We start from the raw sequence: 23402 nt of genomic DNA on the forward strand, positions 1-23402 counted from the left end.
CCCGGCCCCTCGGCCGGGTTTTTATTTTGGCCCCGGCACGGTGCGGGGGGCGGGGCAAAAGAAAACGCGCGCCCGGGGGCGCGCGTTCGAAAGTCGGGGCAGGGGGGTCAGACGGCGCGGATCGCGGTCACGCTCGCTTTCGGCGTCCCCGCATTGGCATCGATGAAATTCAGCACCAGCGGCCGGATGTTGTTGCGCCAGGACGAGCCCGCGAAGATGCCGTAATGGCCCGCACCGGGTTCCAGATGCTGCGCCTTCTTCTCCTCGGGCAGGCCGGTCAGAAGCCGCAGCGCCGCCACGCATTGCCCGGGGGCGGAAATGTCGTCATTCGCGCCTTCGACCGTCTTCACCGCGACGCGGGTGATCTTGCCGATATCGACGCGCTTGCCGTCGACCTCGAAGCGGTTCTGCGCGATTTCCAGCCCCTTGAAGATCCGCTCGACCGTGGACAGATAAAATTCCGCGGTCATGTCCATCACCGCGAGATATTCATCGTAGAAGATGTTGTGATGGTCGTGTTCCGAGCCTTCGCCCTTCGCCTCCATCACGATCTTGTCGGTGAACGCCTTGGTGTGCTTTTCCATGTTCATCGAGATGAACGAGGCCAGCTGCATCAGCCCCGGATAGACCAGCCGCCCGGCGCCCTTGTATTTGAAGCCGACGCGCTGGATCACCATATGCTCGAGCTGCCCCATGGTGACGCGGCGGCCGAAATCGGTCACCTCGGTTGCGGCGGCATCCGGGTCGATCGGCCCGCCGATCAGCGTCAACGTGCGCGGTTGCGCCTCGGGTTCTTGCTCGGCCAGATAGGCGGTCGCGGCCAGCGTCAGCGGCGCCGGCTGGCAGACCGCGATCACGTTGATGTCAGGCCCCAGCGCACGCATGAAATCGACCAGGTAGAGCGTGTAATCCTCGATGTCGAACTTGCCCGCGCTGACCGGAATGTCACGCGCATTGTGCCAATCGGTCACGTAAACGTCGGCATCGGGCAGAAGACTGGCTACGGTGGAGCGCAGGAGCGTCGCATAATGGCCCGACATCGGCGCCACCAGCAGGATGCGCCGCGGCATCGGCGCCCGGCCCTGGACCTTGAAGTGGATGAGCGCGCCGAAGGGCTTGTCGATCAGCGTCTCGATCTCGATCAGATGGTCCCGGCCATCGGCGGCGGGGATCGAGCGGATGCCCCAGTCGGGCTTGATCACCATGCGCGCGAAGCTGCGCTCGGTCACCCGGCCCCAGGCGGACATCAGCTTGAACATCGGATGCGGCGTCAGCCCCCAGACCGGATAGGAGGCCATGGCACGGGCCGAAGCCCCCATCCATTCATTGGTGTTCCTGATGGTTTCCATCAGGTCGTAGTTCATCATGCCCTTCATCGGCACTCCTCGGGAAACCGCACAATCGTCGCTTGTTCCGTTGCAAGCGGACGTTATGTTTCAAGATAAAAGGATAGGGAGGAAAATTCGTTATGACAACGCCTGAAAAGGTCGAATCTGCTGCATCGCAGCAAATGCGGGACAATCTGGCGCGTATTGAAGCCCTTACACAGCGCATGGTTGAAGCTTTCGCGCAAAGGCGCGCGGTGAATCCGGCTCTGGAGGGGCCGGGGCTTGATCTTTACGTCACCTCCTCGACCGCGCTTTTGCGCGAGATGACGGCGAATCCGGCGAAGATCTTCGAGGCGCAGGTCAGCTATTGGGCGCAGGCGATGACGCATTACATCGACGCCACCCATGCCTTTGCCCAGGGCACCTTCAAGCCGCCCGCCGATCCCGGGCCAAAGGATCGCCGCTTTTCCAACCCGCTTTGGGACAGCCACCCCTATTTCAATTTCATCAAGCAGCAATATCTGATCGCCTCGGGCTCGATCGAGGAGGCGCTCTCGAAGATCGAGGGGCTCGATCCGGTCGACCGCCGACGGCTGGAGATGTTTTCCAAACAGATCATCGACATGATGGCGCCGACGAATTTTCTGGCGACGAACCCGGATGCGTTGGAAAAGGCGGTGGCGACCGAGGGCGAAAGCCTGGTGCGCGGGCTGGAGAACCTGGTGCGCGACATCGAGGCGAACCACGGCGATCTGGTGATCACGCTGTCCGACAAGAACGCCTTCCGTGTCGGCCACAACATCGGCACGGCGAAGGGGCAGGTGGTCTGGCGCAACCGGCTGATGGAGCTGATCCAGTACGAGCCCACCACCCCCGAGGTGCACAAGACCCCGCTGATCATCTTTCCGCCCTGGATCAACAAGTTCTACATCCTGGACCTGAAACCGCAAAACAGCCTGATCCGCTGGATCGTCGATCAGGGCTTCACGCTGTTTGTTGTCAGCTGGAAGAACCCGGACCGGTCCTATGCCGATGTGGGGATGGAGGATTACATCCGCGACGGCTATCTGGCGGCGATCGAGGAGGTGAAGGCGATCACCGGCGAAAAGCAGGTGAACGCGGTCGGCTATTGCATCGCGGGCACGACGCTGAGCCTGGTCCTGTCGCTGCTCGATCAGCGCAAGGACCGCTCGATCAAGTCGGCGACCTTCTTCACCACGCTGACCGACTTTTCCGATCAGGGCGAATTCACCCCCTTCCTGCAGGATGATTTCGTCGACGGGATCGAGCGGCAGGTGCGGACGGATGGCGTGCTGTCGAGCTATTACATGACGCGGACCTTTTCCTATCTGCGGGCGAATGACCTGATCTATCAGCCCGCGATCCGCAGCTACATGATGGGGGAATCGCCGCCCGCTTTCGATCTGCTCTATTGGAACGGCGACAGCACCAACCTGCCGGGCAAGATGGCGATCGAATATCTGCGCGGGCTTTGCCAGGCCGATGCCTTCACCCGGGACGGGTTCGAGCTGATGGGGGAGCGGCTGCATGTCTCGGGGGTCAAGGTGCCGCTTTGCGCCATCGCTTGCGAGACCGATCACATCGCGCCCTGGATCGCCAGCTTCAACGGCGTGGCGCAGATGGGATCGCGCGACAAGACCTTCATCCTGTCGGAATCGGGCCATATCGCCGGCATCGTCAACCCGCCGACAAAGGACAAATACGGTCACTACACCTCCGCGGCGCCGATTGCGGACCCGCAGGCCTGGAAGGCGGCGGCAAGCTATACCAAGGGCAGCTGGTGGCCGCGCTGGGGCGACTGGCTGGCGGGGCAGTCCGGCAAAAAGGTCCCCGCGCGGGCCCCGGGCGATGCGGCGCATCCGCCGCTTGCCCCGGCGCCCGGAACCTATGTCGCGGAAGTTGTGCCGCTTTAGCGCAACGAACCGGAAAGGGGGCCTCGGCCCCCTTTGGCCCAAGCTGATTTGCCATGACGCAGATCAACCCAGGCGCGAATATCGCGCTGCGATGCAGAAAATTTTGCTTGCAATGCTGCACCGCAGCATTTATATCTGAGTCAAGCGAACGGGCCCCGCCGCCTCGATGGGCCCTCTGACCGGAGCGACTGAAATGGCCAAGACCCAGGACTTCACCAAGATGATGCAGGACATGATGGCCTCGATGCCGATGGACATGTCGAAGATGCAGGATGCGTTCAAGGCGCAGACCGTGCTGACCGAAAAGATGGCCAAGGTCGCGCTCGACGCGGCGGAGAAATCGACTGACATCTCGGCGAAATGGGCCAAGGACTCGCTGGCCAAGGTCGGCGCGCTGACCGCCTCGAAAGCCGAACCGGCCGATTACGCCAAGGTGATGAGCGATTTCGCCTCGGCCTCGGTCGAGATGGCCACCGAAAACCTGGCCGCCTTTGCCGAAGTGGCGAAGAAGGTGCAGATGGACACGGTCGAGCTGATGTTGGCCGCGGGCAAGGAATTGACCGAGGAAACCACTGCCGCCGTGAAAAAGGCGACCGATGACGTCACCGCCGCCGCGAAAAAGACCGTCGCGGCGAAGTGAACCGGATCGGCCCGGCTCCCTCCTCCCTGCCGGGTTGACCGTGGGCGCACTTCGGTGCGCCCTTTTCTTTTGTTGCTTTTGCCGCGGCGCAGCCTAAACATTGCTGCGGCGCCGATAAGACCCACCGGGAGGAGAGACCATGGCCGAAGAGGCGAAACCCTTGCTGATCAAGCGCTATGCGAGCCGGCGGCTTTATAACACCGAGACGAGCGATTACGTCACGCTTGAGGATATCGCCTCCTTCATCCGGCAGGGGCGCGAGGTGCAGATCGTCGATCTGAAATCGGGCGACGACCTGACGCGGCAATATCTGCTGCAGATCATTGCGGAACATGAAAGCCGGGGCGAGAATGTGCTGCCGGTGGATGTGCTGACCGATCTGGTGCGCAGCTACACGACGCAGGCGCAATCGGTGGTGCCGCAATTCCTGGCCGCGAGCTTCGAGATGCTGCGCGAGGGCCAGTCGAAGATGATGGAGAATTTCGCCACCTTCCCGCCGGTGCCCGGCTTCGAGGCGCTGCAACGCCAGCAGGAGGCGTTTCTGAAGACGCTGATGGCGGGTTGGGGCGCGACGGTCGGCACCACGCCCGAAGCGGGCGGCGAGGGCGCGGGCGGGCGCGACGAGCTTGACGCGATCAAGAAGCAGCTCGCCGAATTGCAGTCGAAGCTGTCGAAATTGTAAGCAGGCCGGGGGGCGCTGCCCCCCGGACCCCCCGCTCGGGGGCATGCCCCCGAGACCCCCGGCCCGGATCTCTGGCCGTTTTTCTGAAAACTGCGGGGGCCACGCGCCCGGGCTTGCCAGGACAGGCTGCGGACCGGCATTCTGGCCCCGACAGGGAGCGGCGATGACGGGCAAGGCAAAAGGGCGGAGCGAAAAGATCAGCCTCTGGGCGGTCGAGATGCTGGTGGCGACGGCTGAAGAGGGGGCGATCACCGCGGCGGCGCGGCGGCTGGGGGTCTCGGCCTCGGCGGTCAGTCAGCAGATCGCGGCGCTGGAAACCGCGCTCGGGGCGGAGCTGGTCGACCGCACGGCGCGGCCTTTCGGGCTGACGGCGGCGGGGCGGGCGTTTCTGCCCCATGCCGAGGCGATGCTGGACGAGCTGGCGCGGGGGCGGGCCGGGGTGGGCCTGGCCGATCCGGCGGGTCTGCGCAGTTTCCGTCTTGGGATGATCGAGGATTTCGAGGCCGAGGTGACGCCGCTTTTGCTGGCGGGGATGGGGGCGGAGCTGACCGCCTGTCGGTTCCTGCTCGAGACCGGGCCGAGCCATCGGCTGGCGGCGCAGCTGGAGGCGCGGGCGCTTGACATGGTGGTGGCGGCGGAGATCGAGGGGGCGCAGGAGGGGGTGGAACGGCATCCGCTGCTTTCCGAGCCGCTGATCGCGGTCTGGCCGGAGGGGCGGGTGGCGGCGGATCTGCCGCTTCTGCATTATTCGCGCCGCACGCTGATGGGGCAGCAGATCGCCGCCTATCTGGGCAGGATCGGCGAGAGCCCCGGGCATCGTTTCGAGATCGACAGCACACCGGCGATCCTGGCGATGGTGGCGGCGGGGCAGGGCTGGTCGATCCTGACGCCCTCGGGGGTGCTGCATGGCAAGCGGGCGGGGGTGGCGCTGGCGCCGCTGCGGGGGCCGGGGATGAGCCGCCGCATCGTGCTGAGCGCGCGGGCGCGCATGATGGGGGATCTGCCGGGCGCGGTGGCGCAGCGGCTGCGCGGTCTTCTGGCCGAGCGGATCGTGGCGCCTGCCCTGGCCGAGGCGCCCTGGCTGGCGACCTCGTTGCGCGTCGAATGAGTGCGCCCGCGCGCGGAGGCCCCGACAGGGGGGCTTTCCGCCCCCCTCTGCTCCTGCGGAGCATTCACCCCCCGAGGATATTTGCCGCAAGGTGAAAGGGGAGCGGGGGCGTCGCGCCGTGCCACGGGGAAAGCCCGGCACAGGCCCGGGGCAGGAGGGGGAACCGGGCGTTTCACCCTGGAGCCTCATCGCGTGCCCGCCTGTACCGTGCCCGACCCTTCGCCAAGCCGGTCGAGAAAGGCTTTTGCCTTTTACCTTGCGGCAAATATCCCGGGGGGTGAGCGGCGCAGCCGCGAGGGGGGCAGAGCCCCCCCTTTTGGGGCGCCCGCGACAGCGGGCGCAACCGTTTCAGACCAGACGGCTTTGCGCCAGAGCGGCCTTGACGAAGCCCGCAAACAGCGGATGCGGCGCGAAGGGTTTCGATTTCAGCTCCGGGTGGAACTGCACGCCGATGAACCACGGATGGTCCTTGTGCTCGACGATCTCGGGCAGACGGCCGTCCGGGCTCATCCCCGAGAACACCAGACCGCAGTTTTCCAACGCCTCGCGATAGGTGATGTCGACCTCGTAGCGGTGGCGGTGGCGCTCCTCGATCTCGGTCTTGCCGTAAACCTCGGCCACGCGCGAGCCCGCCGTCAGATGCGCCGAATAGGCGCCCAGCCGCATCGTGCCGCCCTTGTCGTCGGTCAGTTTCCGCTCCACCCGGTGGTTGCCCTGCACCCATTCCTTGAGGTGGTAAACCACGGGCGTAAAACGCTTTTCGCCCGCCTCATGGTCGAATTCCTCCGACCCCGCATTGGTCAGCCCCGCCATGTTGCGCGCGGCCTCGATCACCGCCATCTGCATGCCAAGGCAGATCCCCAGATAGGGCACGCCCTTTTCGCGCGCAAATTGCGCCGCGCGGATCTTGCCCTCGGTGCCGCGCTCGCCAAAGCCGCCAGGCACCAGAATCGCGTGGAAAGGCTCCAGATGCGGCGCCGGGTCTTCGCGCTCGAAGATCTCGGCGTCGATCCATTCCGCCTTCACCCGCACCCGGTTCGCCATGCCGCCATGCGTCAGCGCCTCGGCGATCGACTTGTAGGCGTCCTCGAGCTGCACATATTTGCCGACGATCGCCACGCGGACCTCGCCCTCGGCATGGGTCAGCCGGTCCATCACATCTTCCCAGCGGCTCATGTCGGGGCGCGGCGCGGGCGAGATGCCAAAGGCGTTCAACACCGCCTGATCCAGCCCGGCGCGGTGATAGGCCAAGGGCGCCTCGTAGATCGAGCGCAGGTCATAGGCCGGGATCACGCTGTCGGGTCGCACGTTGCAGAAAAGCGCGATCTTCGCCCGTTCCTTGTCCGGGATCGGATGTTCCGAGCGGCAGACCAGCACATCGGGCTGCAGCCCGATCGAGCGCAGCTCCTTGACCGAATGCTGCGTCGGCTTCGTCTTCAGCTCACCAGAGGCCGCCAGATAGGGCAAGAGCGTCAGATGCATGAAGATGCACTGCCCGCGCGGGCGTTCCTGGGCGAATTGCCGGATCGCCTCGAAGAAGGGCAGGCCCTCGATGTCACCCACCGTGCCGCCTATCTCGCACAGCATGAAATCGACCTCGTCATCGCCCACGGCGATGAAGTCCTTGATTTCATTGGTGACGTGCGGGATCACCTGGATCGTCTTGCCCAGGTAGGCGCCGCGGCGCTCTTTCTCCAGCACGTTCGAATAGATCCGCCCGGACGACACCGAATCCGTCTTGCGGGCGCTGACGCCGGTGAAGCGCTCGTAGTGGCCCAGATCAAGGTCGGTCTCGGCGCCGTCATCGGTGACGAAAACCTCGCCATGTTCAAACGGCGACATCGTGCCCGGATCGACGTTCAGATAAGGGTCGAGCTTGCGCAGCCGCACCGAAAAGCCGCGGGCCTGCAGAAGGGCGCCGAGGGCAGCCGAAGCCAAGCCCTTGCCCAGCGAGGAAACCACGCCCCCGGTGATGAAGACATAACGCGCCATGAGACCCCCGTGACAAGCAAAAGAAAAGGCTTGTTCCGGTCGGGATCGACCGGAACCACGGGATTTGACTGATACACGATTCGCAGCCTGCCCGCAACCAGACCGCAAGACTTGGAGTAAACTAAGAGCCGAAGGCCCAGTTATAGTGGGCTCAGTTCGAGGCGGGCGCCTCCGGCGCCGGCGTTTCGGTCGCCGCGGGCGCTTCGGCCGGGGCTTCGGTGGCCGCAGGCGGCAGAACCGGCGGCACGACCGGCGCGTCGGTCGAGGGCGGCGGGGCCGAAATCAGCGGCGCGGTGCCGGTGCTTGCCGGGGCCTCGGCCGGGGTGGTGTCGATGACCGAGATCCCCTTGCCCGCCCGGGCCGACAGCACCGTCAGGGTGATCGAGGTGCCCAGAAAGGCGATCGCGAAGACCCAGGTCAGCTTGGTCAGCGCATTGGCCGCCTGCCGTCCGGTCATCACGCCGCCACCGCCGCCGCCGCCCATGCCAAGGCCGCCACCTTCGGACCGCTGCAACAGTACCACCCCGATCAGGAGCAGCGCCAGCACGAGGTGGACGACGAGGATGACGTTCTGGACGTTTTCCATGAGGGGGACGCGCCTTTTTTCATTCGACGCGCCTATCTAGGCGCTTGGCCCGCGGCGCGCAACCCGGTTTTCTGCCGCTGCCGGGCCGCGCGGCCTCCTTGCGGCGAAAAATCGGTTTCCCCCGGGCGTTCACCCGGCTATATGTCGCGCGGTTTTTCAGACCTGCGGAGAATGCGAATGGCCAACGTGGTGGTTGTCGGCGCCCAATGGGGCGACGAAGGCAAGGGCAAGATCGTCGACTGGCTCAGTGAACGGGCCGACGTGATCGCCCGCTTTCAGGGCGGCCACAATGCCGGCCACACGCTCGTCATTGGCGGCAAGGTCTACAAGCTGAACGCGCTGCCCTCGGGGGTTGTGCGCGGCGGCAAGCTTTCGGTGATTGGCAACGGCGTCGTGCTGGACCCCTGGCATCTGGTCAAGGAAGTGGCGGCGATCCGCGAGCAGGGCGTCGAGATCAATCCCGACAACCTGATGATCGCGGAAAACACCCCCCTCATCATGCCGTTCCACGGCGAGCTGGACCGGGCCCGCGAGGCGCAGGCCTCTGTTGCCAAGATCGGCACCACCGGCCGCGGCATTGGCCCCTGCTACGAGGACAAGGTCGGCCGTCGCGTCATCCGCGTGGCGGATCTGGCCGATGACGAGACGCTGCAACTGCGCGTCGACCGCGCGCTTGTGCACCACAACGCGCTGCGCGCCGGGCTGGGCCTTGGCCCGATCGACCGCGCGGCGGTTCTGGCCGATCTGCGCGCCATCGCCCCCGAGATCCTGCAATATGCGAAGCCGGTCTGGAAGGTGCTGACCGAGCTGCGCAAGGCGGGCAAGCGCATCCTGTTCGAAGGGGCGCAGGGCTCGCTTCTGGATATCGACTTCGGCACCTATCCCTTCGTCACCTCCTCGAACGTGATCGCGGGGCAGGCGGCGACGGGCGTTGGTCTCGGGCCGAATGCGGTCGATTATTCGCTCGGCATCGTCAAGGCCTACACGACCCGCGTTGGCGAAGGCCCGTTCCCGACCGAGCTGAAGGACGACGACGGCGAGCGTCTGGGCACGCGCGGCCATGAATTCGGCACCGTGACCGGGCGCAAGCGCCGCTGCGGCTGGTTCGATGCGGTGCTGGTGCGCCAGACCTGCGCGATTTCCGGCATGAAGGGCATCGCGCTGACCAAGCTCGACGTGCTGGACGGGTTTGAAAAGCTCAAGATCTGTGTGGCTTACGATGTCGATGGCGTGCGCTACGACTATCTGCCGACGCAGGCCGCGCTGCAGGCGAAGGCGAAGCCGATCTATGAAGAGCTGGACGGCTGGTCGGAAAGCACGCAGGGCGCGCGGTCCTGGAACGACCTGCCGGGCGCGGCGGTGAAATATGTCCGCCGCATCGAGGAGCTGATCCAGTGCCCGGTGGCGATGCTCTCGACCTCGCCCGAGCGCGACGACACCATTCTTGTGACCGACCCCTTCGAGGATTGAGCCGGTGCCGATCCCCTACAAGACCCGCCGCCGTCTGGCGCTCTTCGTTCTGGTCGTCGGCCTTCCCGCCTATATCGTCGCGGCGGTTTCCGCCGTGGCCTGGGCCGAGGCGCGCTGGGGCGTTCTGCCCTGGTGGGGATCGGTGCTGGTCTATCTCGGGCTCGGCTTTCTCTGGATCGCGCCGATGAAGCCCATCTTCATCGGCGTCGGCAAACCCGACCCGGACGCGCAACCGCCTGAACAGAAATGAAAACGGAGGGGCTTGCCCCTCCGTTTCCGTATCGTGTGTCCCGGTTTCAGGCGCGGGCCTGATAGAACCGGCTCGCCTCGGTGATCGCGTATTGGCCGCGCTTCACCTTGGCGATCTTGCCCTGACGCAACAAGGTTCCGAACATCCGCAGCCGGTCTTCGCGGCTGAAGCTTTCATCGCCCACGGCCGAGACCTTGCTGAGGATGTGCGGCGGCGAGAAATGCGGCCGCCCCTCGACCTGCGCGGTATAGGCGGCGGCGGCTTCCAGCAGCTCGGCCAGACCCTGCGGCGCCCGGCTTTGCGCGAATTCGGCAAAGCTCGAAGCTTCCTCGGGGCTCAGCGGCAGATCGATCTCGTCCTCGTCGGCCTCCTCGGCGGCGGTCTCCCGCAGCAGGCTGGTGGCGACGATCCGGCGCGGACGGACCGCCTGCGCCTTGGCGATGGCCTCGGCGGGGGCGCGGTCGACGCGCTGTTCGGAGACCAGCACCAGCGGCGCCGGGCGTGCCTCGGGGCGGGCAGAGGTCTGGTGGTGGCTTTCGCCGACCGCGGGCAGCACCGGACGGCGCGGCCGCACCGCCTGGGTCAGATCCTGCCGATAGGGTTCGGTTTCGTCCTTTGCGGCCTCCTTGGTCCCGGCCCGGCGTTCGGCCACGGTGGCGGCAACGGCGGCCTTGAGATGCGCGATCGCCGAGATCCGGCGCCGGTTCTCGTTGCCCGCCATCTGCGCATCGGCCTTTTGCAGCAGCCGCGGCAGATCGCCTTCGGGCAGCGGCGGGGCTTTCGCGGCGGGGCGCACGGGCAGGATCAGCGGCTCGGTCGGATGGCTGCGGCGCTCGACCAGGCCGGGCGGCAGCGCGTCGGACGGCGCCGGGACAGCGGCGGTCGCAGGCTCCGGCGGGTCTTCGGCGAAAAGCGCGTCAAGGTCGATCTCGGGCGTCGTGGCCGCCGCCGCTTCGGGCGCGGCCGCGGGGGCGGCTTCCTCCGGTTCGGGCTGCGGTTCGGGATCGAGGTCGACCACCAGCGCCTCAAGCGCGATTTCAGGTTCCGGCGTGGCTTCAGGCTCCGGCGCGACCTCGGGCTCCGGCGTGGCTTCGGCGGTGACGGGGGCCGTTTCGGCAGGCCCGGCCGTGGCCTCGGCGCGGTCGGTGCTCCAGCCGTCGATGCCCCAATCGACATCGCCCAGATTCTCCGTCAGCGCGGCCAGTTCCGCCATCAGCTCGGCTTCCGCCTCGGGACTCAGCGCCGCCGGCTCCGGCGTGGCCGGGCTTTCGGCGGCAGAGGTATCGGGGGCGGGGGCTTCGGCCATCGGCGCGGTGGCCGAGGTCGGCATCGGATCGATCTCTTCGACAGCTTCGGGGGCCGCTTCGGCTTCGGGCGCAGGCATCGCTGCGGCGGCGGCCTGCGGCTCGGCGCGGCGCAGCTTGATCACCCGCGCCCGGATCACCGGGCGCGGCGCCTCGGGCGCGACAGGCTCCGCGGCGGGCGCATTCTCTGCCGTTTCCACGGCGGGCGCTTCCTGTGCCGTCTCCACGTTGGTCGCTTCCGGCGCCGCCTCGGCGGCAGGTGTCGGCACGGCACCGGCCCCCTCGACCGACCCTTCGGCGCTGCCCTGCGCCTCGGCCTGCTGCTGGCGGGCGGCGCGGCGTTCGGCGCGGCGGCGCATGCGCTCGATCTTTTCGGGATCCATGCTGCCGCCCGGGGTCTCGTCTTCCTCCTCCTCCTCGCTCTCGGCAGAGGGCGCGGCGACAGCGGCCTGCATCGCCTCGGCGGGGGGCTCCTCGGCGTTCAGCTCCTCCGCGCGCAGCGGGCCCGAGATGTCGAGCGCGAAGCCGAATTCCTCCGGGGCGGCGATGGCCTCAGCCGCCTCTGCCTCCGCTTCGGTCCCGGCGGCAATCTCCGTTCCGATCGGGGCCGGGGTCTCGGGGATCTGCGCGGCGGGGGGCAGGTCGGCCTCCGGCTCCGGCTCGGCCGTGCCCTGCGCCGCGCGCGCCTGCGCCACCGCCGAGCGGATGCGCTGCAGCTTCGCCGCCACCGATTCGCTGATCGGATCGCCGACGCCCTCGGACACCACGGCGGCGGTCATCCCCGGCGTTCCGGCCCCCTGCACCACGGCGGGCGCCGGTTCCGGCGGTGCCGCAGGACCCGGCCGCAAGACCACGCTGTTCTTTTCGATCTTCGCATCGATCCGCCGCGCCATCTCGCGTTCGGCGATCCGATGCAGCATCTCGGCATCGGGCTGTGGCGGCTCGGCGCCGAAATACCGGTCTTCCGCGGCCAGATCGCGGAAATATTCCGCAATCGCCTTCATCGTCGTGAAGGGCTCGTCGAACCCCTCCAGCGTGCACGAGAAGGTGCCGTAGGAGACGGTTAAGATCTTGCTCGCACCAACCATGGGCGTTTCGCCTCTCCTGAACCTCATTGCGTTCACCATCCTTGGGAACTGGTGCTTTCCGGTGAACGAAAAAGGGCAAATGCAGGGAATTTTCGCGATATCGGTTGCATGGCTTTGCCTTAATCCTCATCAATCATGCCATGAATGCGGAAATTGTCCATTGTGAAGCTGGGGTCACGCTGCTGGGCGGGGGAATCGCCGCTCCGGCCGATGTTGCCAATGCGTTGACGATCGCGCCGGTGCTCGTGGCGGCTGATGGCGGTGCCGACCGGGCGCTGGCGCTGGGTCTGACGCCTGCGGCGGTGATCGGCGACATGGACAGCCTGTCGGCGGCGGGCCATGCGGCGCTGGCCGGGCGGGTGCATGCCGTGGCCGAGCAGGACAGCACCGATTTCGGCAAATGCCTGCGGCTTGTCGCGGCGCGGTTCTATCTCTGCCTTGGCTTCACCGGGCTGCGGCTCGATCACACGCTGGCGGCGCTGACCGAGCTGACGGCGCGGCCCGGGCAGATCGTGATCCTGATCGCCGAGGATGAGGTGATCTTTCGCGCCCCGCCGCGGCTGGTGCTGGATCTGCCCTTGGGCACGCGGCTGTCGCTGCATCCGATGGGGCCGGCTTCGGGGCGCTCATCCGGGTTGCGCTGGCCGATCGACGGGCTCGCTTTCGCCCCCGAGAGCCGCACCGGCACCTCGAACGAGGTGACAGGTCCGGTGACGCTCGAGATCGACGGCCCGATGCTGGTTCTGCTGCCGAAGGATCAGCTCAGCCCCGCGCTGCGCGCGCTTTTGCCGCCAGACGTTCGCGGTGGATGATGTAAAGCCCCGAGGCGGTGATGATGCCGATGCCGACCCAGGTCAGCGCATTCGGGAAATCGCCGAAGACCAGATAGCCGAACAGCGTCGCCGTCAGCATCTCGAAATAATGAAGCGGCGCCAGCGTCGAGGAGGGGGCGTATTTCAGCGCATAGCTCATCGACATGTGGCTGACGGTCGAGGCCAGCCCGACGCAGAAACACCAGAGCCAGAAGATCCCCTCGGGTGCCTCGAAGCGCATCTGGCCAAGGTCGACTTGCCCGCCCAGCGCCAGAATCGGGATCAGGATCACGATGGCGGCCCAGGCGGTGTGCAGGTTCATCGGCACCGGATGCATGTGCCGCGACAGCGCCCGCGTCAGCAGGATGTAAAGCGCGAAACCGACCGCCGTGCCCAGCGGATACAGCGCGACGACGCCGAAAACGGCGAAAGACGGCTGGATCACGAACAGCGCGCCGATGAAGCCCACGACCGAGGCGCCGATCCGGCGCGGCCCGACCTCTTCGTTCATCACGAAGCGGCCGATGAACAGGATCACGAAGGGTTCGACAAAGGCGATGGCCAGCGCATCGGCAATCGGCATGTGCTGCACGGCGGCGACAAAGGAATAGGTCGACAGCACCGAGACCGCGGCACGGGCAAAGGTCAGGCCAAGGGCGCGGCGGCTCATGCCCCAGGGATGGCCCAGAAGCGCGACGATCGGCACCATCAGCGCCAGTTGCGCGACATAGCGGCCCAGCGTGACGGTGCCCACGGGCACCGCCTGCGCCGCCAGTTTCGAGGCCACGTCGATCAGCGGCGCGATGATGCAAAAGCCAAGCATCAAAAGGATGCCGGGCAGGATACGGTCTTGATGGCTCATGCTTTCGCCTAGCGCGCGGGGCAGGGGGCGTCCATCCTGAAAACGACGGCCCGGGCGCGATTTGCCGCGCCCGCACCCTTGGGCTTGAGCCGGGACATGATTGGGCGCTAGGCTTTCGCGACGCTTCAGGAGACTGCCATGACCGATTTCTTCGACAGCCCCGAGGGCCGCCGCATCGCCTATGACCTCCGTCCGGGCAAGGGGCCGGGGGTGATGTTCCTGCACGGGCTGCATTCCGACATGACCGGCACCAAGGCCACGGCGCTCGATGCCTGGGCCGCCGAAACCGGCCGCGGCTTCCTGCGCTTCGACTGTTCCGGGCACGGGCAATCCTCGGGCGTCTATGCCGAAACCTCGATCGCGGACTGGTATCAGGACGCGCGCTCGGTGCTTTTGAACCTGGCCGAGGGGCCGCAGGTGCTGGTCGGCTCTTCGATGGGGGGCTGGCTGGCGCTGTTGCTGGCGCGGGACTGCCCGGAAAAGGTCGCGGGTCTGGTGACGATCGCGGCCGCTGCCGATTTCACCGAGGACGGCTATTGGGCCAGCTTCTCGCCCGAGCAGCAGGCGCTGCTGATGGAACAGGGCTATCTGGACCTGCATCACGGCGGCCCGGTGCCCTATCGCATCAGCCGCAAGTTCATCGTCGACGGCCGCGATCATTTCGTGCTGCGCAAGCCCCTGTCGCTGCCCTTCCCGACGCGGCTGCTGCAGGGTTCCGAGGACCGCGCCGTGCCGCCGGACTGGGCGGTGAAGCTGTTCCACCATGCCACGGGGCCTGACATCCGGCTGACGCTGGTGAAGGGCGCGGATCACAATTTCTCCGCCCCCGACAATCTGGCGCTGATCAAGGCGGCGATCGACGAGATCGCGCCGCTCTGACCCCTGCCTGCGGAGCCGGGCGCTAACCTTTGCGCGAGGGGGGTTTTCCCTTGCCCCCCCTTCGCGCTACCTAAAGCAAAAAGCGCGAAACCGCGCGTTGCTGGGGTGAGCATGTCTGCCGATCCGTTGATCTTCCTGCCGGGCTTCATGTGTGATGCGCGGCTTTACTGGCATCAGATCATTGCCTTTTCCGCCGATCGCGCGGTGATCGTGGCGCCGCTTGCGGGCGCGACGGTCGAGGAGATGGCCGAGCGCGTCCTTGCGGTTGCGCCGCCGCGGTTCAGTCTGGTCGGGCATTGGCTGGGGGGGCTGGTGGCAATGGAAATGGCGCGCCGGGTGCCCGAGCGGGTCTCGGGACTGGGGCTGATCGATGTCTCGCCGCTGGCCGAGACCCCGGCGCAGGCGGCCGGCCGCGAGCCGCGGATCGTCCGCGCCCGCACCGGGCGGCTGGACGAGGTGATGCTGGAAGAAATCCCCGCCGCCGCGCTGGCCCCGGGCGCGGGCCGGGCCGAGGTGCAGGCGATGCTTCTGGAGATGGCCGGAACGCTTGGCCCGGAGCTGTTCACCAGCCAGTCCCGCGCCCTGATGCGCCGCCCCGATCAGCAGCGCGCGCTGCGCAATCTGCGGGTGCGGACCTTGCTGATCTGCGGCGAATACGACACGATCTGCCCGCCGCGGCGGCATGAATTCCTGGCAGAACTCATGCCGCAGGCGCGTTTCCGGCTGATCCCCGGCGCCGGTCATCTGGCGCCGCTCGAACAGCCGCTTTTGGTTTCCGAGGCGCTGCGCGACTGGCTCGACGCGCCGCGCTGACCGCCCGGGCGAAGGGGCCAGGCCCCGTTCAGGCGCTGCGACGCGACACGAACAGCGCCGGACGGGGCTCCTCGACCACCGGCGCGCGCGGCGCCCAGGCCTCTTCGCGCTGCAGCTGGAAGGTCGCCACGGCCTCGGCCAGCGCCGTCGCCTCGCCCTGCAGGGACCGCACCGCGGCGTTGGTCTCCTCGAAGACGGCGGCGTTTTGCTGCGTCGTGCGGTCCAGTTCCGTCGTCGCATTCGAGATTTCGGTGATCCCGGTCGCGGTCTCCTGCGAGGCGGTGACGATCTCGGTGATCTTTTGCGCCACATCCTCGACCCCGGCGACGATCTCGCGCAGCGCCTGACCGGAATCATGCACCAGCCCGACGCCCTGGTTGACGTTGTTCGACGAGGTCTCGATCAGCCGGGCGATCTCGCGCGCGGCCTCGGAAGAGCGCTGCGCCAGCGCCCGCACCTCGGAGGCGACGACGGCAAAGCCGCGCCCGGCATCGCCCGCCCGCGCCGCTTCCACCCCCGCGTTGAGCGCCAGAAGATTGGTCTGGAAGGCGATGTCATCGATCACCTGCAGGATGCGCGCGATCGCCTCGGAGGAGGCCTTGATCTCGTCCATCGCCGACACCGCCCGCGACACCACCTGATGCCCGGCCCCGGCGCGGTTCGAGATCTCGGTCACCGCGCTGCGGGCGATCTGCGCCGAATTGGCCGCCGAACGGACCGTGGCCGACATCTGTTCCAGCGCCGAGGCGGTCTGTTCCAGCATCGCCGCATTGCGTTCCGAACGCCGCGCCAGGTCTTCGGCGGCCCCGGCGATTTCGCGCGCCGAGGTGTCGACGGCCGTGGCCGAGACCGAAATATCGCCCAGCGTGCCGGTCAGGCTTTCGGTGGTGCGGTTCATCGTCTCCGCGATCTCGGCGAAGACGCCGTGGAACCGCGTCGGCATGCGATGGGTCAGGTCACGCGCCGCCAGACGTTCCAGCGCGACGCGCACGGCGCTGAGCCCGTCATCCGCCGCCTCGCCGATCCGGTTCATCCCGGCGCAGAGATCGGCGAAGATGCCGGTCTTGTCGTCGGTGCGCAGCCTGCGCGAGAAATCGCCCTCGGCGCAGGCGGCCACCACGGCGGCGATTTCCTCGGCGGCGGCATGTTCGCGCGCCTGGGCGGCGGCGGCGGCGGCGCGTTCCGCTTCGGCCTGGCGGGCCCGTTCCTCCATCTCGGCGCGTTCCTGCGCGGCGGCGGCGATCCGGGCCTGGGCTTCGCGCTCGGCGGCGGCGACGCTTTCCGCCTCCAGCCGCTGGCGTTCAAGGATCGTGGCGCGGAAGCTTTCCAGCGCCGCCCCGATCGAGCGCACTTCGCTGACCAGGGTCTCGGGCACCGAGATATCGGTCCGCCCCTCGGCCAGGTCCTGCACCGCCGTCGTCACCGCGCGCAGCGGCCTCACCGTGGCCCGGAACAGCCGAACCGCCGAGACCCCGAGCACCAGCATCCCGATCCCGCCCGCCAGCGCCATCAGGATATAGCCGCGCATCTTCGCCGCATCGGTCGCCGCCGTCATCTTCAGCACATCGGCGTCAAGATCCTGGCGCAGGCTGGAAAGGGCCAGCGGCATCGCGTCATAGCTCTCGTCGCAGGCTTGCAGGATGCCGTCGACCTGCAGCGCGAGATCGGCATATTGGTGGAAGGCGTCCTGATATTCGATCAGCTTCGCCAGCGTCCGTTCCCGGTGCTGCGCCGAAACGAACATCGTTTCGGGATAGGATTTGAAGGTCTCGATCTCCTTGTCGAGCTTGTCGATGTAGGTCGGATCAAGACGCATGATGAAGTCTTTTTCGGCCCGCCGCATCCGCAGCAAGCTCAGCTCGACCTTCGGCAGGGCCAGCGCGCCCACAATCTTTTCGGCGGCATGCACGGCGCCGCGCAGCTGCCCCTCAAGCCCGGACGCGGGATCAAGTCCGAGCACCACCCGGGTATCGGCAAAGAGGGCGAAATTTTCCTCGTAGCTGTCGAGCAGATCCTGCAGCGCCGCGGCCCGGCTGGCGCTGTCGGCAAAGCCAAGGGCAGCCTCGTCGGCCACCAGCGTCTTGAGCTGGGCCGAGGCGCCCTGGATGACCCGCGCGTGATCGCCGATTCGCGCTTCCTTGCGATCGATGCGGAACTTCGCCTCGATGTCGCGGGCGGACGCCAGGGTGCGCTCCAGCTTGGCCAGTTCGCTGTTCAGATGCGCAATGTCCAGGCTTTGCTGTTCAGCCCTGCGGTCGACGAGCGCGGAATAGAAGAACGTGGCAAAAACTGCCGTCGTGCAGAAGACGATGACGAGGCCCATGCGGACCAGGTAGGACAGAAAGCTGCGGGATTTACCTGCGCGTGCCATGCGGTTGCTCCGAAAGTTCGCTCCGGCAAAATCACGCAAAGGAATTAAGGGCAGGTGAAATTGCGCGGAGATTGGTAAACTTTTGCCTTTGTCAGATCCGGGGATCGGTCGAGGTGCAACCGCCCCCCGGCTGCGACCGGGGGGCGGCGCCTCGAAACCGGACGGCGGTCAGCCCGCCATCCGCTGGTCCCAGTCGGGCTCGCCGGCGCGGCCGGCGATGCGGAACACGGAGCTGAACTCCTTGAGCGTGCGCGCTTCGTGCAAAAGACCCTGGGTCGCGGCGGAATTTTCCTCGAACATCGCGGCGTTATGCTGCGTCACCTGATCGAGCTGGTTCACCGCCGCCGTCACCTCGGAGATGCCGGAGGATTGCTCGGCCGCGGCGCTTGCGATCCCGTCCAGAAGCCCGTCCAGCTCGGTCACCAGCGTCTCGATCTCGCCCAGCGCGGTGTCCGAGCGCGCGGCCAGATCCACCCCCGTGGCAACCTGTCGCGACGAGGTGTCGATCAGGGCGGCGATTTCGCGCGCGGCTTCCGAGGAGCGTTGCGCCAGCGCCCGCACCTCGGAGGCGACGACGGCAAAGCCGCGCCCCGTTTCGCCCGCCCGTGCCGCCTCGACCCCGGCGTTCAGCGCCAGAAGATTGGTCTGGAAGGCGATGTCGTCGATGACATGGGTGATGCGCGAGATCTTGTCGGAGCTTTGCGCGATGTCGTCCATCGCCCGCTGCGTCTGCCGCACCACGTCGCGGCCGGTGGCGGTGGTGGTCCGGGTGCGGTTCACCGCCTGCGCCGCGGAGCGCACCCCCTCGACCGATTGCGCGACCGAGGCCGCCATCTGGTTCATCGCCGCCGCCGTTTCCTCCAGCGAGGCGGCCTGCGTTTCGGTGCGCCGACCCAGCTCCATCGAGGCCGAGCCGAGCTGGCCCGCCTCGGTCTCGACCACTTCGGTCGTTTGCACGATCGAAGAGATCAGCCCCGCGACCTTGTCGATGGCGCCGTTGAAATCATGGCGCAACCCTTCGTAGGCGGAGGGGAAGGTCTCGGTGATCCGGGCGGTCAGATCGCCCGCCGAGAGCGCCTGCAGACCCCGGGCCAGAGCCGAGACGACATTCATCTGCTCGCGCATCTGCGCCTCGCGTTCGGCCTCGGTGCGCTGACGCTCGGCCTCGCGTTCGGCCTGGCGGGCCGCTTCGGCGCGCTGCGCTTCCGCCTCGGCCTCCTGTTCGCGGCGCCGCAGCGCCTCTTCGCGGTCGCGGGCCTGCGCCTCGGCCCGGGCAATCTCGGCCTCCTGGTCGCGGCGCTGCCGCTCCAGCTCCGCCTTTTCCGCCAGCGAGGCCCGGAACACCTCGAGCGCCTGCGCCATTTCGCCGACTTCTCCGCGTGCATTGGTGCAGGGCACCGGGCTCTCGGTGTCGCCGGCGGTCATCTGCCGCATCCGGTCATTCACCGCGCCGAAAGGCCCGGTGACCGAGCGCGCCAGCGCCGTCGCCGCCCCGCCCAGCGCCACCAGCGCCACCGCCATCGCGATCAGCGAAGCGTTGCGCAGATAGGCCAGCGCCGCGGTGATGTCGGTGACATAAGAGCCGGTGCCGACGATCCAGCCCCAGGGGGCGAAATCGCGCACGAAACCGATCTTTTCCTCGGGCGTCTCGTTTTCGGGCTTCTTGAAGTGGTAGATCACCTTGCCGCTGCCCGCGGTCTCGGCGACCTTGATCATCTCGACGAAGAGTTTCTTGCCATAAGGGTCGGTGTAGCCCAGCTGCGACGTGCCGATCCAGTCGGGCATCGTCGGGTGGACCTGAATCACGCCCTTGTGGTCGAGCACGTAAAAATAGCCCGAGGTGTCGAATCGGAGTGCGGTCAGACGCCGGGTGCCCTCGGCGCGGGCCTGATCAGGGGAAAGCTTGCCCGCCTGCACCTGCGCCTCAAGGTCGATCAGGATGCCGATGGCGGTGTCGGTGACATCGCTGAGATGCTGTTCACGCATCTGATAGGCGTTCGACACCGCAAAACGCACAAGCGTTTCGGACAGGATGATCAGCGAGAGCGCGGCAAGGGCCACGATGGCGTAGATACGGGCGGAGATACCGAAGAATTTGTTTTTCATGGGGCCTTGAGATCTGGGAAGGTGAAAGCCTGGCCAGGAACGGTACGCGACAAGACTGGAAACGGGCCGAAGTGGGACCCCCAATCTGGCAGCTAACTGTCAATATTCTCTTACGGTTTCTTGCGGTTCTGGATTTGTTTTAGATTTAGTGCCGCCCGCCGCGGCTGTAGGCGCCGCCCGCGCCACACCCGTCGCAAGCCCCCCCCCCGAGACGGCCTCCGCCGCCCGGTGGCAGGCCGGAAAGGCCCGGAAACGGGGGCGAAAGCCTGGCCGAAATGCTGGGTGGAAGGCGGGTTTCCGTTTTTTCCGCGTGCTGGAATGTATTTGATCGCACCCTCTTTTGCGGGCCGTCGCGCCGGGGCCACAAAACGCCGGACGGCCCGGTTCGGGTCGCGGTTTTTGCTGGGAAATTCGCCTTTTGCGGGTTTTTCTGGGGCGATTTTCTCGCGCGCAGAAGGGGCCGATGCGGTCCCGGTTTATGCGGGTTCCCGATCTGTCCCTCGGGTTTGCGTCGGTCTTACGAGGTTCGTCCGGCGTGATGGGGTGTGGATGGTGTCCGATATGGCCGGACGAGGCCGGATTTCGGCGCGGGGCTGCGGCGCGGCGCCCGTGCTCTTTCCGGGGCGGGAATTTTGCCGGAAAACAAGGTCAGTCATAATTCCCTAATTCAGCATGCGGCCGGGGGCGGCGGTCGCTGCGCCGAAAAGCTTTTGGCAAGCATGATGAAAAGCTTTCCGGCGCCGCGGGCAATTCGTTTGACCGGCCCGGCGGGTTCGCGCAAATTTGATCCATCCCAAGGGAAGGGTGGAGGATGGAGGGGTTCGGGCCGCAGAAGGCCGCAGATCCTGGAAGATGGCGAGGGGGTCTGGGTCGGACATATGGCCCCCGCGCATCGCGTCGGGACCGGGAGAGATCCCGCCCGACCACGGACCGCGGCGATTGTGCCTGACCTCTCCATGACCCCCGGCCGGACCTCGGCGCCCCGGTGTCGTGCCCGTGCCCGCCGTCCTGTTGCTTCGACCCGCGGGGTCCCGCCCGCTGCCCCGCCTGCTGCCGCCGAGTGCCCCGATGCTTGCCCGTGAGACTGTCCCCCCCCTCCGCATGCTGCCGATCCCGGTCACATCGGCGCACCGCCCGGCCTGCTCCGGCCCGGAGCGCGAGGGCCAGGGCAGGGTGACGATCCGCCTCGATGCGGGCGGCGCGCTGCAACAGGTGCAGCTGCAGCTGCTCGAACAATGCGGGGTCGAGACCTTCCTTGAGGGCCGCGCGATTGCCGAGATCCCCGAGGCGGTGCAGCAGCTGTGCGGCCTCTGCCCGGTGAGCCAGCATCTGGCCGCAATCAAGGCGATGGACCGGATCGCGGGTTATGACCGGCTCACCCCCACGGCGGAAAAGCTGCGGCGGCTGATGCAATACGGCCAGATCGTGCAAAGCCATGCGGTGCAGCTTTATCATCTGGCCGAGCCGGACCTGCTTCTGGGCTTCGACAGCGAACCCGCAAGGCGCGGTCTGGTCGATGTCGCGCGCGCCTTTCCGCAGCTGGCGACCGAGGGGGTGCTGATGCGCCGCTTCGGGCAGGAGGTGGTGCGGGCGATCACCGGCGGGCGGTTGCGCGGCGCCGGGGCGGTGCCCGGGGGGATGCGGCGGCGGCTGGCGCGCGAGGACCGCGATCAGCTGCGCGCCGATGTCGATCAGGTCATCGACTGGGCGGTCGGCGCGCTGCGGGTGCTGGAGCGGCTGCAGGGCACCAACCCGGCGTTTTACGACGATCTTGGCGCGGATGACGGCAACCTGCTGGCGCTGGTCGGGCCCTCGGGGGCGGTGGATTTCTACGATGGCCAGCTGCGGGCCCGCGATGCCCGGGGGGCGACGCTGTTCGACGCCATCCCCGCCGCGGCCTATCGCGGCGTTCTGGCCGAAACGCCCGGCCCGGGTGCTCCGCATCTGCGCGCGCTCGGCCCCGAGACGGGTTGGTATCGCGTCGGACCGCTGGCGCGGTTGCAGGTCTGCGACCTTCTGACCTCCGAGAAGGCCGAGACCGAACGGCAGCGGCTTCTCGCCCCCGCGGACGGGAAGCCGTTGCAGGGGGCGGTCTTCCACCACGGCGCCCGGCTGGTCGAACTGCTGCATGCGGCCGAGCTGATCCGCGACCTGCTGGACGATCCCGAGCTTCTGGGCGCTGATCTGATGGCCGAGCGCGGCGCCCCGCAGCGCGAGGCTGTCGGCGTGATCGAGGCGCCGCGCGGCACGCTTTTGCAAAGCTACGAGGTCGACGAGGCCGGACGGGTCCACCGCTGCACGCTGCTTTTGTCCACCCGCAACAACAGCCGGGCGCTGAATGCGGCGCTGCAGGGGGTGGCGGCGCGCTATTGCGACGGCAGCCGGGTCACCGAGGGTCTGCTGGCCCATATCGAGGTGGCGATCCGCGCCTTTGACCCCTGCCTGTCCTGTGCCGCCCATGCGCTGGGGCAGATGCCGCTGTCGGTCGAGCTGATCGATGCCGCGGGGACGGTCGTTTCGGGGCTGCGCCGGGGCGCGGACGGGGGGGTGTCATGCTGCGTTCGATCCTAGGGCCGCGTCTGGTCGTCTTTGCCTGGGGCAATGAAAGCCGCGGCGATGACGCGCTGGGGCCGCGGCTGGCCGCGCGCATTGCCCGGGCGGGCTGGAGCCACATCACCCTGATCGAAGAGGAGCAGCTGCAGGTCGAACATGCGCTGGATCTGGTCGGTCAGGATATGGCGCTGTTCATCGATGCGGGCATGGGCACGCCCGCGCCCTTTGCCTTCGTGCAGGCGATGCCGCGCCGCTTCCTCGGGCCCTCGACCAGCCTTGGCATCGGCCCCGAGGGCGTGCTGGAAGCCTATCGCCAGGTCATGCATGACGAGCCGCCGCCCGCTTTCGTGCTGTGCCTGCGCGGCGAAAGCTTCGCGCTGCAGGAAGGTCTCAGCGCCGCGGCGCGGGTGCATCTGGCGCAGGCCTGGGGCTTTCTGATCCCGCTGCTGTCCTGGCCCGGGATCGACCGCTGGCAGGCGGCGCTGACCGGCCCGGCCGAGGATCTGTTCCCCGCCAGCGACGATCGCCGCCCGGCCGCCGAGTGACCCCGCAGGACCCGGGCCGGCTCTCCCCTTGCGCGGGGCCGCAAGCCCGATATGCTGAGGCCGCCCCGCACCGGAGCCG

The 23402-nt window shown here is 67.3% G+C and carries 18 protein-coding genes; 11 read left to right on the plus strand and 7 right to left on the minus strand.

Annotated features, from left to right (window positions below; all coding sequences use genetic code 11):
* Positions 1 to 107: 107 nt before the first annotated feature.
* The gene (gene phaZ, locus AC4PTB_RS04045; protein WP_492191813.1) at positions 108 to 1376 is read right to left on the minus strand and encodes a polyhydroxyalkanoate depolymerase; all 1269 of its coding nucleotides are present in this window, start codon (positions 1374 to 1376) and stop codon (positions 108 to 110) included.
* Between the two features lie 92 nt (positions 1377 to 1468).
* Here phaZ and phaC point away from each other — a divergent pair, with 92 nt between their 5' ends.
* From phaC to AC4PTB_RS04065, 4 genes are all read left to right on the plus strand, one after another.
* Positions 1469 to 3262, plus strand: a complete 1794-nt coding sequence (phaC, locus tag AC4PTB_RS04050) for a class I poly(R)-hydroxyalkanoic acid synthase (RefSeq protein WP_492191814.1) — start codon at positions 1469 to 1471, stop codon at positions 3260 to 3262.
* 193 nt (positions 3263 to 3455) lie between these two features.
* Positions 3456 to 3902 (plus strand): Phasin, encoded by a 447-nt coding sequence (locus AC4PTB_RS04055; protein WP_492191815.1) that lies wholly within the window; start codon positions 3456 to 3458, stop codon positions 3900 to 3902.
* Positions 3903 to 4041: 139 nt separating this feature from the next.
* A complete protein-coding gene (phaR, locus tag AC4PTB_RS04060) occupies positions 4042 to 4584 on the plus strand; it encodes a polyhydroxyalkanoate synthesis repressor PhaR (RefSeq protein WP_492191816.1) in 543 nt (180 codons plus the stop codon).
* Positions 4585 to 4747: 163 nt separating this feature from the next.
* On the plus strand, positions 4748 to 5692 hold the full coding sequence (locus tag AC4PTB_RS04065) for a LysR family transcriptional regulator (protein WP_492191817.1): 945 nt from the start codon (positions 4748 to 4750) through the stop codon (positions 5690 to 5692).
* Between the two features lie 348 nt (positions 5693 to 6040).
* On the opposite strand, the gene pyrG is transcribed toward AC4PTB_RS04065, so the two are convergent.
* On the minus strand, positions 6041 to 7684 hold the full coding sequence (gene pyrG, locus AC4PTB_RS04070) for a CTP synthase (RefSeq protein WP_492191818.1): 1644 nt from the start codon (positions 7682 to 7684) through the stop codon (positions 6041 to 6043).
* 151 nt (positions 7685 to 7835) lie between these two features.
* On the minus strand, positions 7836 to 8270 hold the full coding sequence (gene secG, locus AC4PTB_RS04075; RefSeq protein ID WP_492191819.1) for a preprotein translocase subunit SecG: 435 nt from the start codon (positions 8268 to 8270) through the stop codon (positions 7836 to 7838).
* A gap of 177 nt (positions 8271 to 8447) precedes the next feature.
* Here secG and AC4PTB_RS04080 point away from each other — a divergent pair, with 177 nt between their 5' ends.
* Both AC4PTB_RS04080 and AC4PTB_RS04085 read left to right on the plus strand, forming a co-directional pair.
* A complete protein-coding gene (locus tag AC4PTB_RS04080) occupies positions 8448 to 9740 on the plus strand; it encodes an adenylosuccinate synthase (protein ID WP_492191820.1) in 1293 nt (430 codons plus the stop codon).
* 4 nt (positions 9741 to 9744) lie between these two features.
* A complete protein-coding gene (locus tag AC4PTB_RS04085) occupies positions 9745 to 9990 on the plus strand; it encodes a DUF2842 domain-containing protein (RefSeq protein WP_492191821.1) in 246 nt (81 codons plus the stop codon).
* Positions 9991 to 10036: 46 nt separating this feature from the next.
* On the opposite strand, the gene AC4PTB_RS04090 is transcribed toward AC4PTB_RS04085, so the two are convergent.
* A complete protein-coding gene (locus AC4PTB_RS04090; protein WP_492191822.1) occupies positions 10037 to 12382 on the minus strand; it encodes a hypothetical protein in 2346 nt (781 codons plus the stop codon).
* A gap of 140 nt (positions 12383 to 12522) precedes the next feature.
* Here AC4PTB_RS04090 and AC4PTB_RS04095 point away from each other — a divergent pair, with 140 nt between their 5' ends.
* Positions 12523 to 13194, plus strand: a complete 672-nt coding sequence (locus AC4PTB_RS04095; protein WP_492191823.1) for a thiamine diphosphokinase — start codon at positions 12523 to 12525, stop codon at positions 13192 to 13194.
* Here AC4PTB_RS04095 and AC4PTB_RS04100 read toward each other — a convergent pair.
* On the minus strand, positions 13145 to 14056 hold the full coding sequence (locus tag AC4PTB_RS04100) for a DMT family transporter (RefSeq protein WP_492191824.1): 912 nt from the start codon (positions 14054 to 14056) through the stop codon (positions 13145 to 13147). The two genes, AC4PTB_RS04095 and AC4PTB_RS04100, sit on opposite strands and share 50 nt — an antisense overlap.
* Positions 14057 to 14194: 138 nt before the next feature.
* Between AC4PTB_RS04100 and AC4PTB_RS04105 the strand changes: the two genes are divergently transcribed.
* Entirely contained in the window at positions 14195 to 14935 is a 741-nt protein-coding gene (locus AC4PTB_RS04105; RefSeq protein ID WP_492191825.1) for an alpha/beta hydrolase, read from the plus strand.
* Positions 14936 to 15046: 111 nt separating this feature from the next.
* Positions 15047 to 15748, plus strand: a complete 702-nt coding sequence (locus AC4PTB_RS04110) for an alpha/beta fold hydrolase (protein WP_492191826.1) — start codon at positions 15047 to 15049, stop codon at positions 15746 to 15748.
* Between the two features lie 28 nt (positions 15749 to 15776).
* On the opposite strand, the gene AC4PTB_RS04115 is transcribed toward AC4PTB_RS04110, so the two are convergent.
* Positions 15777 to 18119 carry a methyl-accepting chemotaxis protein gene (locus AC4PTB_RS04115; RefSeq protein ID WP_492191827.1) on the minus strand — a complete coding sequence of 781 codons (2343 nt, stop codon included), beginning with the start codon at positions 18117 to 18119 and terminating at the stop codon, positions 15777 to 15779.
* A gap of 168 nt (positions 18120 to 18287) precedes the next feature.
* The gene (locus tag AC4PTB_RS04120) at positions 18288 to 20225 is read right to left on the minus strand and encodes a methyl-accepting chemotaxis protein (protein ID WP_492191828.1); all 1938 of its coding nucleotides are present in this window, start codon (positions 20223 to 20225) and stop codon (positions 18288 to 18290) included.
* A 1101-nt stretch (positions 20226 to 21326) separates the two neighbouring features.
* Here AC4PTB_RS04120 and AC4PTB_RS04125 point away from each other — a divergent pair.
* Positions 21327 to 22796 carry a Ni/Fe hydrogenase subunit alpha gene (locus AC4PTB_RS04125; protein ID WP_492191829.1) on the plus strand — a complete coding sequence of 490 codons (1470 nt, stop codon included), beginning with the start codon at positions 21327 to 21329 and terminating at the stop codon, positions 22794 to 22796.
* The gene (locus AC4PTB_RS04130) at positions 22778 to 23323 is read left to right on the plus strand and encodes a homospermidine synthase (protein ID WP_492191830.1); all 546 of its coding nucleotides are present in this window, start codon (positions 22778 to 22780) and stop codon (positions 23321 to 23323) included. Before AC4PTB_RS04125 ends, AC4PTB_RS04130 begins: the two co-directional genes overlap by 19 nt.
* The last annotated feature ends 79 nt before the right edge of the window (positions 23324 to 23402 follow it).

Source organism: Rhodobacter sp. 4.3.4, assembly GCF_058724655.1.

Bases quoted from the DNA above. Each gene is read 5' to 3' on its own strand.
- AC4PTB_RS04065 (WP_492191817.1), top strand. From the start codon at position 4,748: ATGACGGGCAAGGCAAAAGGGCGGAGCGAAAAGATCAGCCTCTGGGCG.
- AC4PTB_RS04090 (WP_492191822.1), bottom strand. From the start codon at position 12,382: ATGGTTGGTGCGAGCAAGATCTTAACCGTCTCCTACGGCACCTTCTCG.
- AC4PTB_RS04080 (WP_492191820.1), top strand. From the start codon at position 8,448: ATGGCCAACGTGGTGGTTGTCGGCGCCCAATGGGGCGACGAAGGCAAG.
- AC4PTB_RS04095 (WP_492191823.1), top strand. From the start codon at position 12,523: ATGAATGCGGAAATTGTCCATTGTGAAGCTGGGGTCACGCTGCTGGGC.
- AC4PTB_RS04115 (WP_492191827.1), bottom strand. From the start codon at position 18,119: ATGGCACGCGCAGGTAAATCCCGCAGCTTTCTGTCCTACCTGGTCCGC.
- pyrG (WP_492191818.1), bottom strand. From the start codon at position 7,684: ATGGCGCGTTATGTCTTCATCACCGGGGGCGTGGTTTCCTCGCTGGGC.
- secG (WP_492191819.1), bottom strand. From the start codon at position 8,270: ATGGAAAACGTCCAGAACGTCATCCTCGTCGTCCACCTCGTGCTGGCG.
- phaZ (WP_492191813.1), bottom strand. From the start codon at position 1,376: ATGAAGGGCATGATGAACTACGACCTGATGGAAACCATCAGGAACACC.
- AC4PTB_RS04125 (WP_492191829.1), top strand. From the start codon at position 21,327: ATGCTGCCGATCCCGGTCACATCGGCGCACCGCCCGGCCTGCTCCGGC.
- phaR (WP_492191816.1), top strand. From the start codon at position 4,042: ATGGCCGAAGAGGCGAAACCCTTGCTGATCAAGCGCTATGCGAGCCGG.
- phaC (WP_492191814.1), top strand. From the start codon at position 1,469: ATGACAACGCCTGAAAAGGTCGAATCTGCTGCATCGCAGCAAATGCGG.
- AC4PTB_RS04055 (WP_492191815.1), top strand. From the start codon at position 3,456: ATGGCCAAGACCCAGGACTTCACCAAGATGATGCAGGACATGATGGCC.
- AC4PTB_RS04105 (WP_492191825.1), top strand. From the start codon at position 14,195: ATGACCGATTTCTTCGACAGCCCCGAGGGCCGCCGCATCGCCTATGAC.
- AC4PTB_RS04100 (WP_492191824.1), bottom strand. From the start codon at position 14,056: ATGAGCCATCAAGACCGTATCCTGCCCGGCATCCTTTTGATGCTTGGC.
- AC4PTB_RS04120 (WP_492191828.1), bottom strand. From the start codon at position 20,225: ATGAAAAACAAATTCTTCGGTATCTCCGCCCGTATCTACGCCATCGTG.
- AC4PTB_RS04110 (WP_492191826.1), top strand. From the start codon at position 15,047: ATGTCTGCCGATCCGTTGATCTTCCTGCCGGGCTTCATGTGTGATGCG.
- AC4PTB_RS04130 (WP_492191830.1), top strand. From the start codon at position 22,778: ATGCTGCGTTCGATCCTAGGGCCGCGTCTGGTCGTCTTTGCCTGGGGC.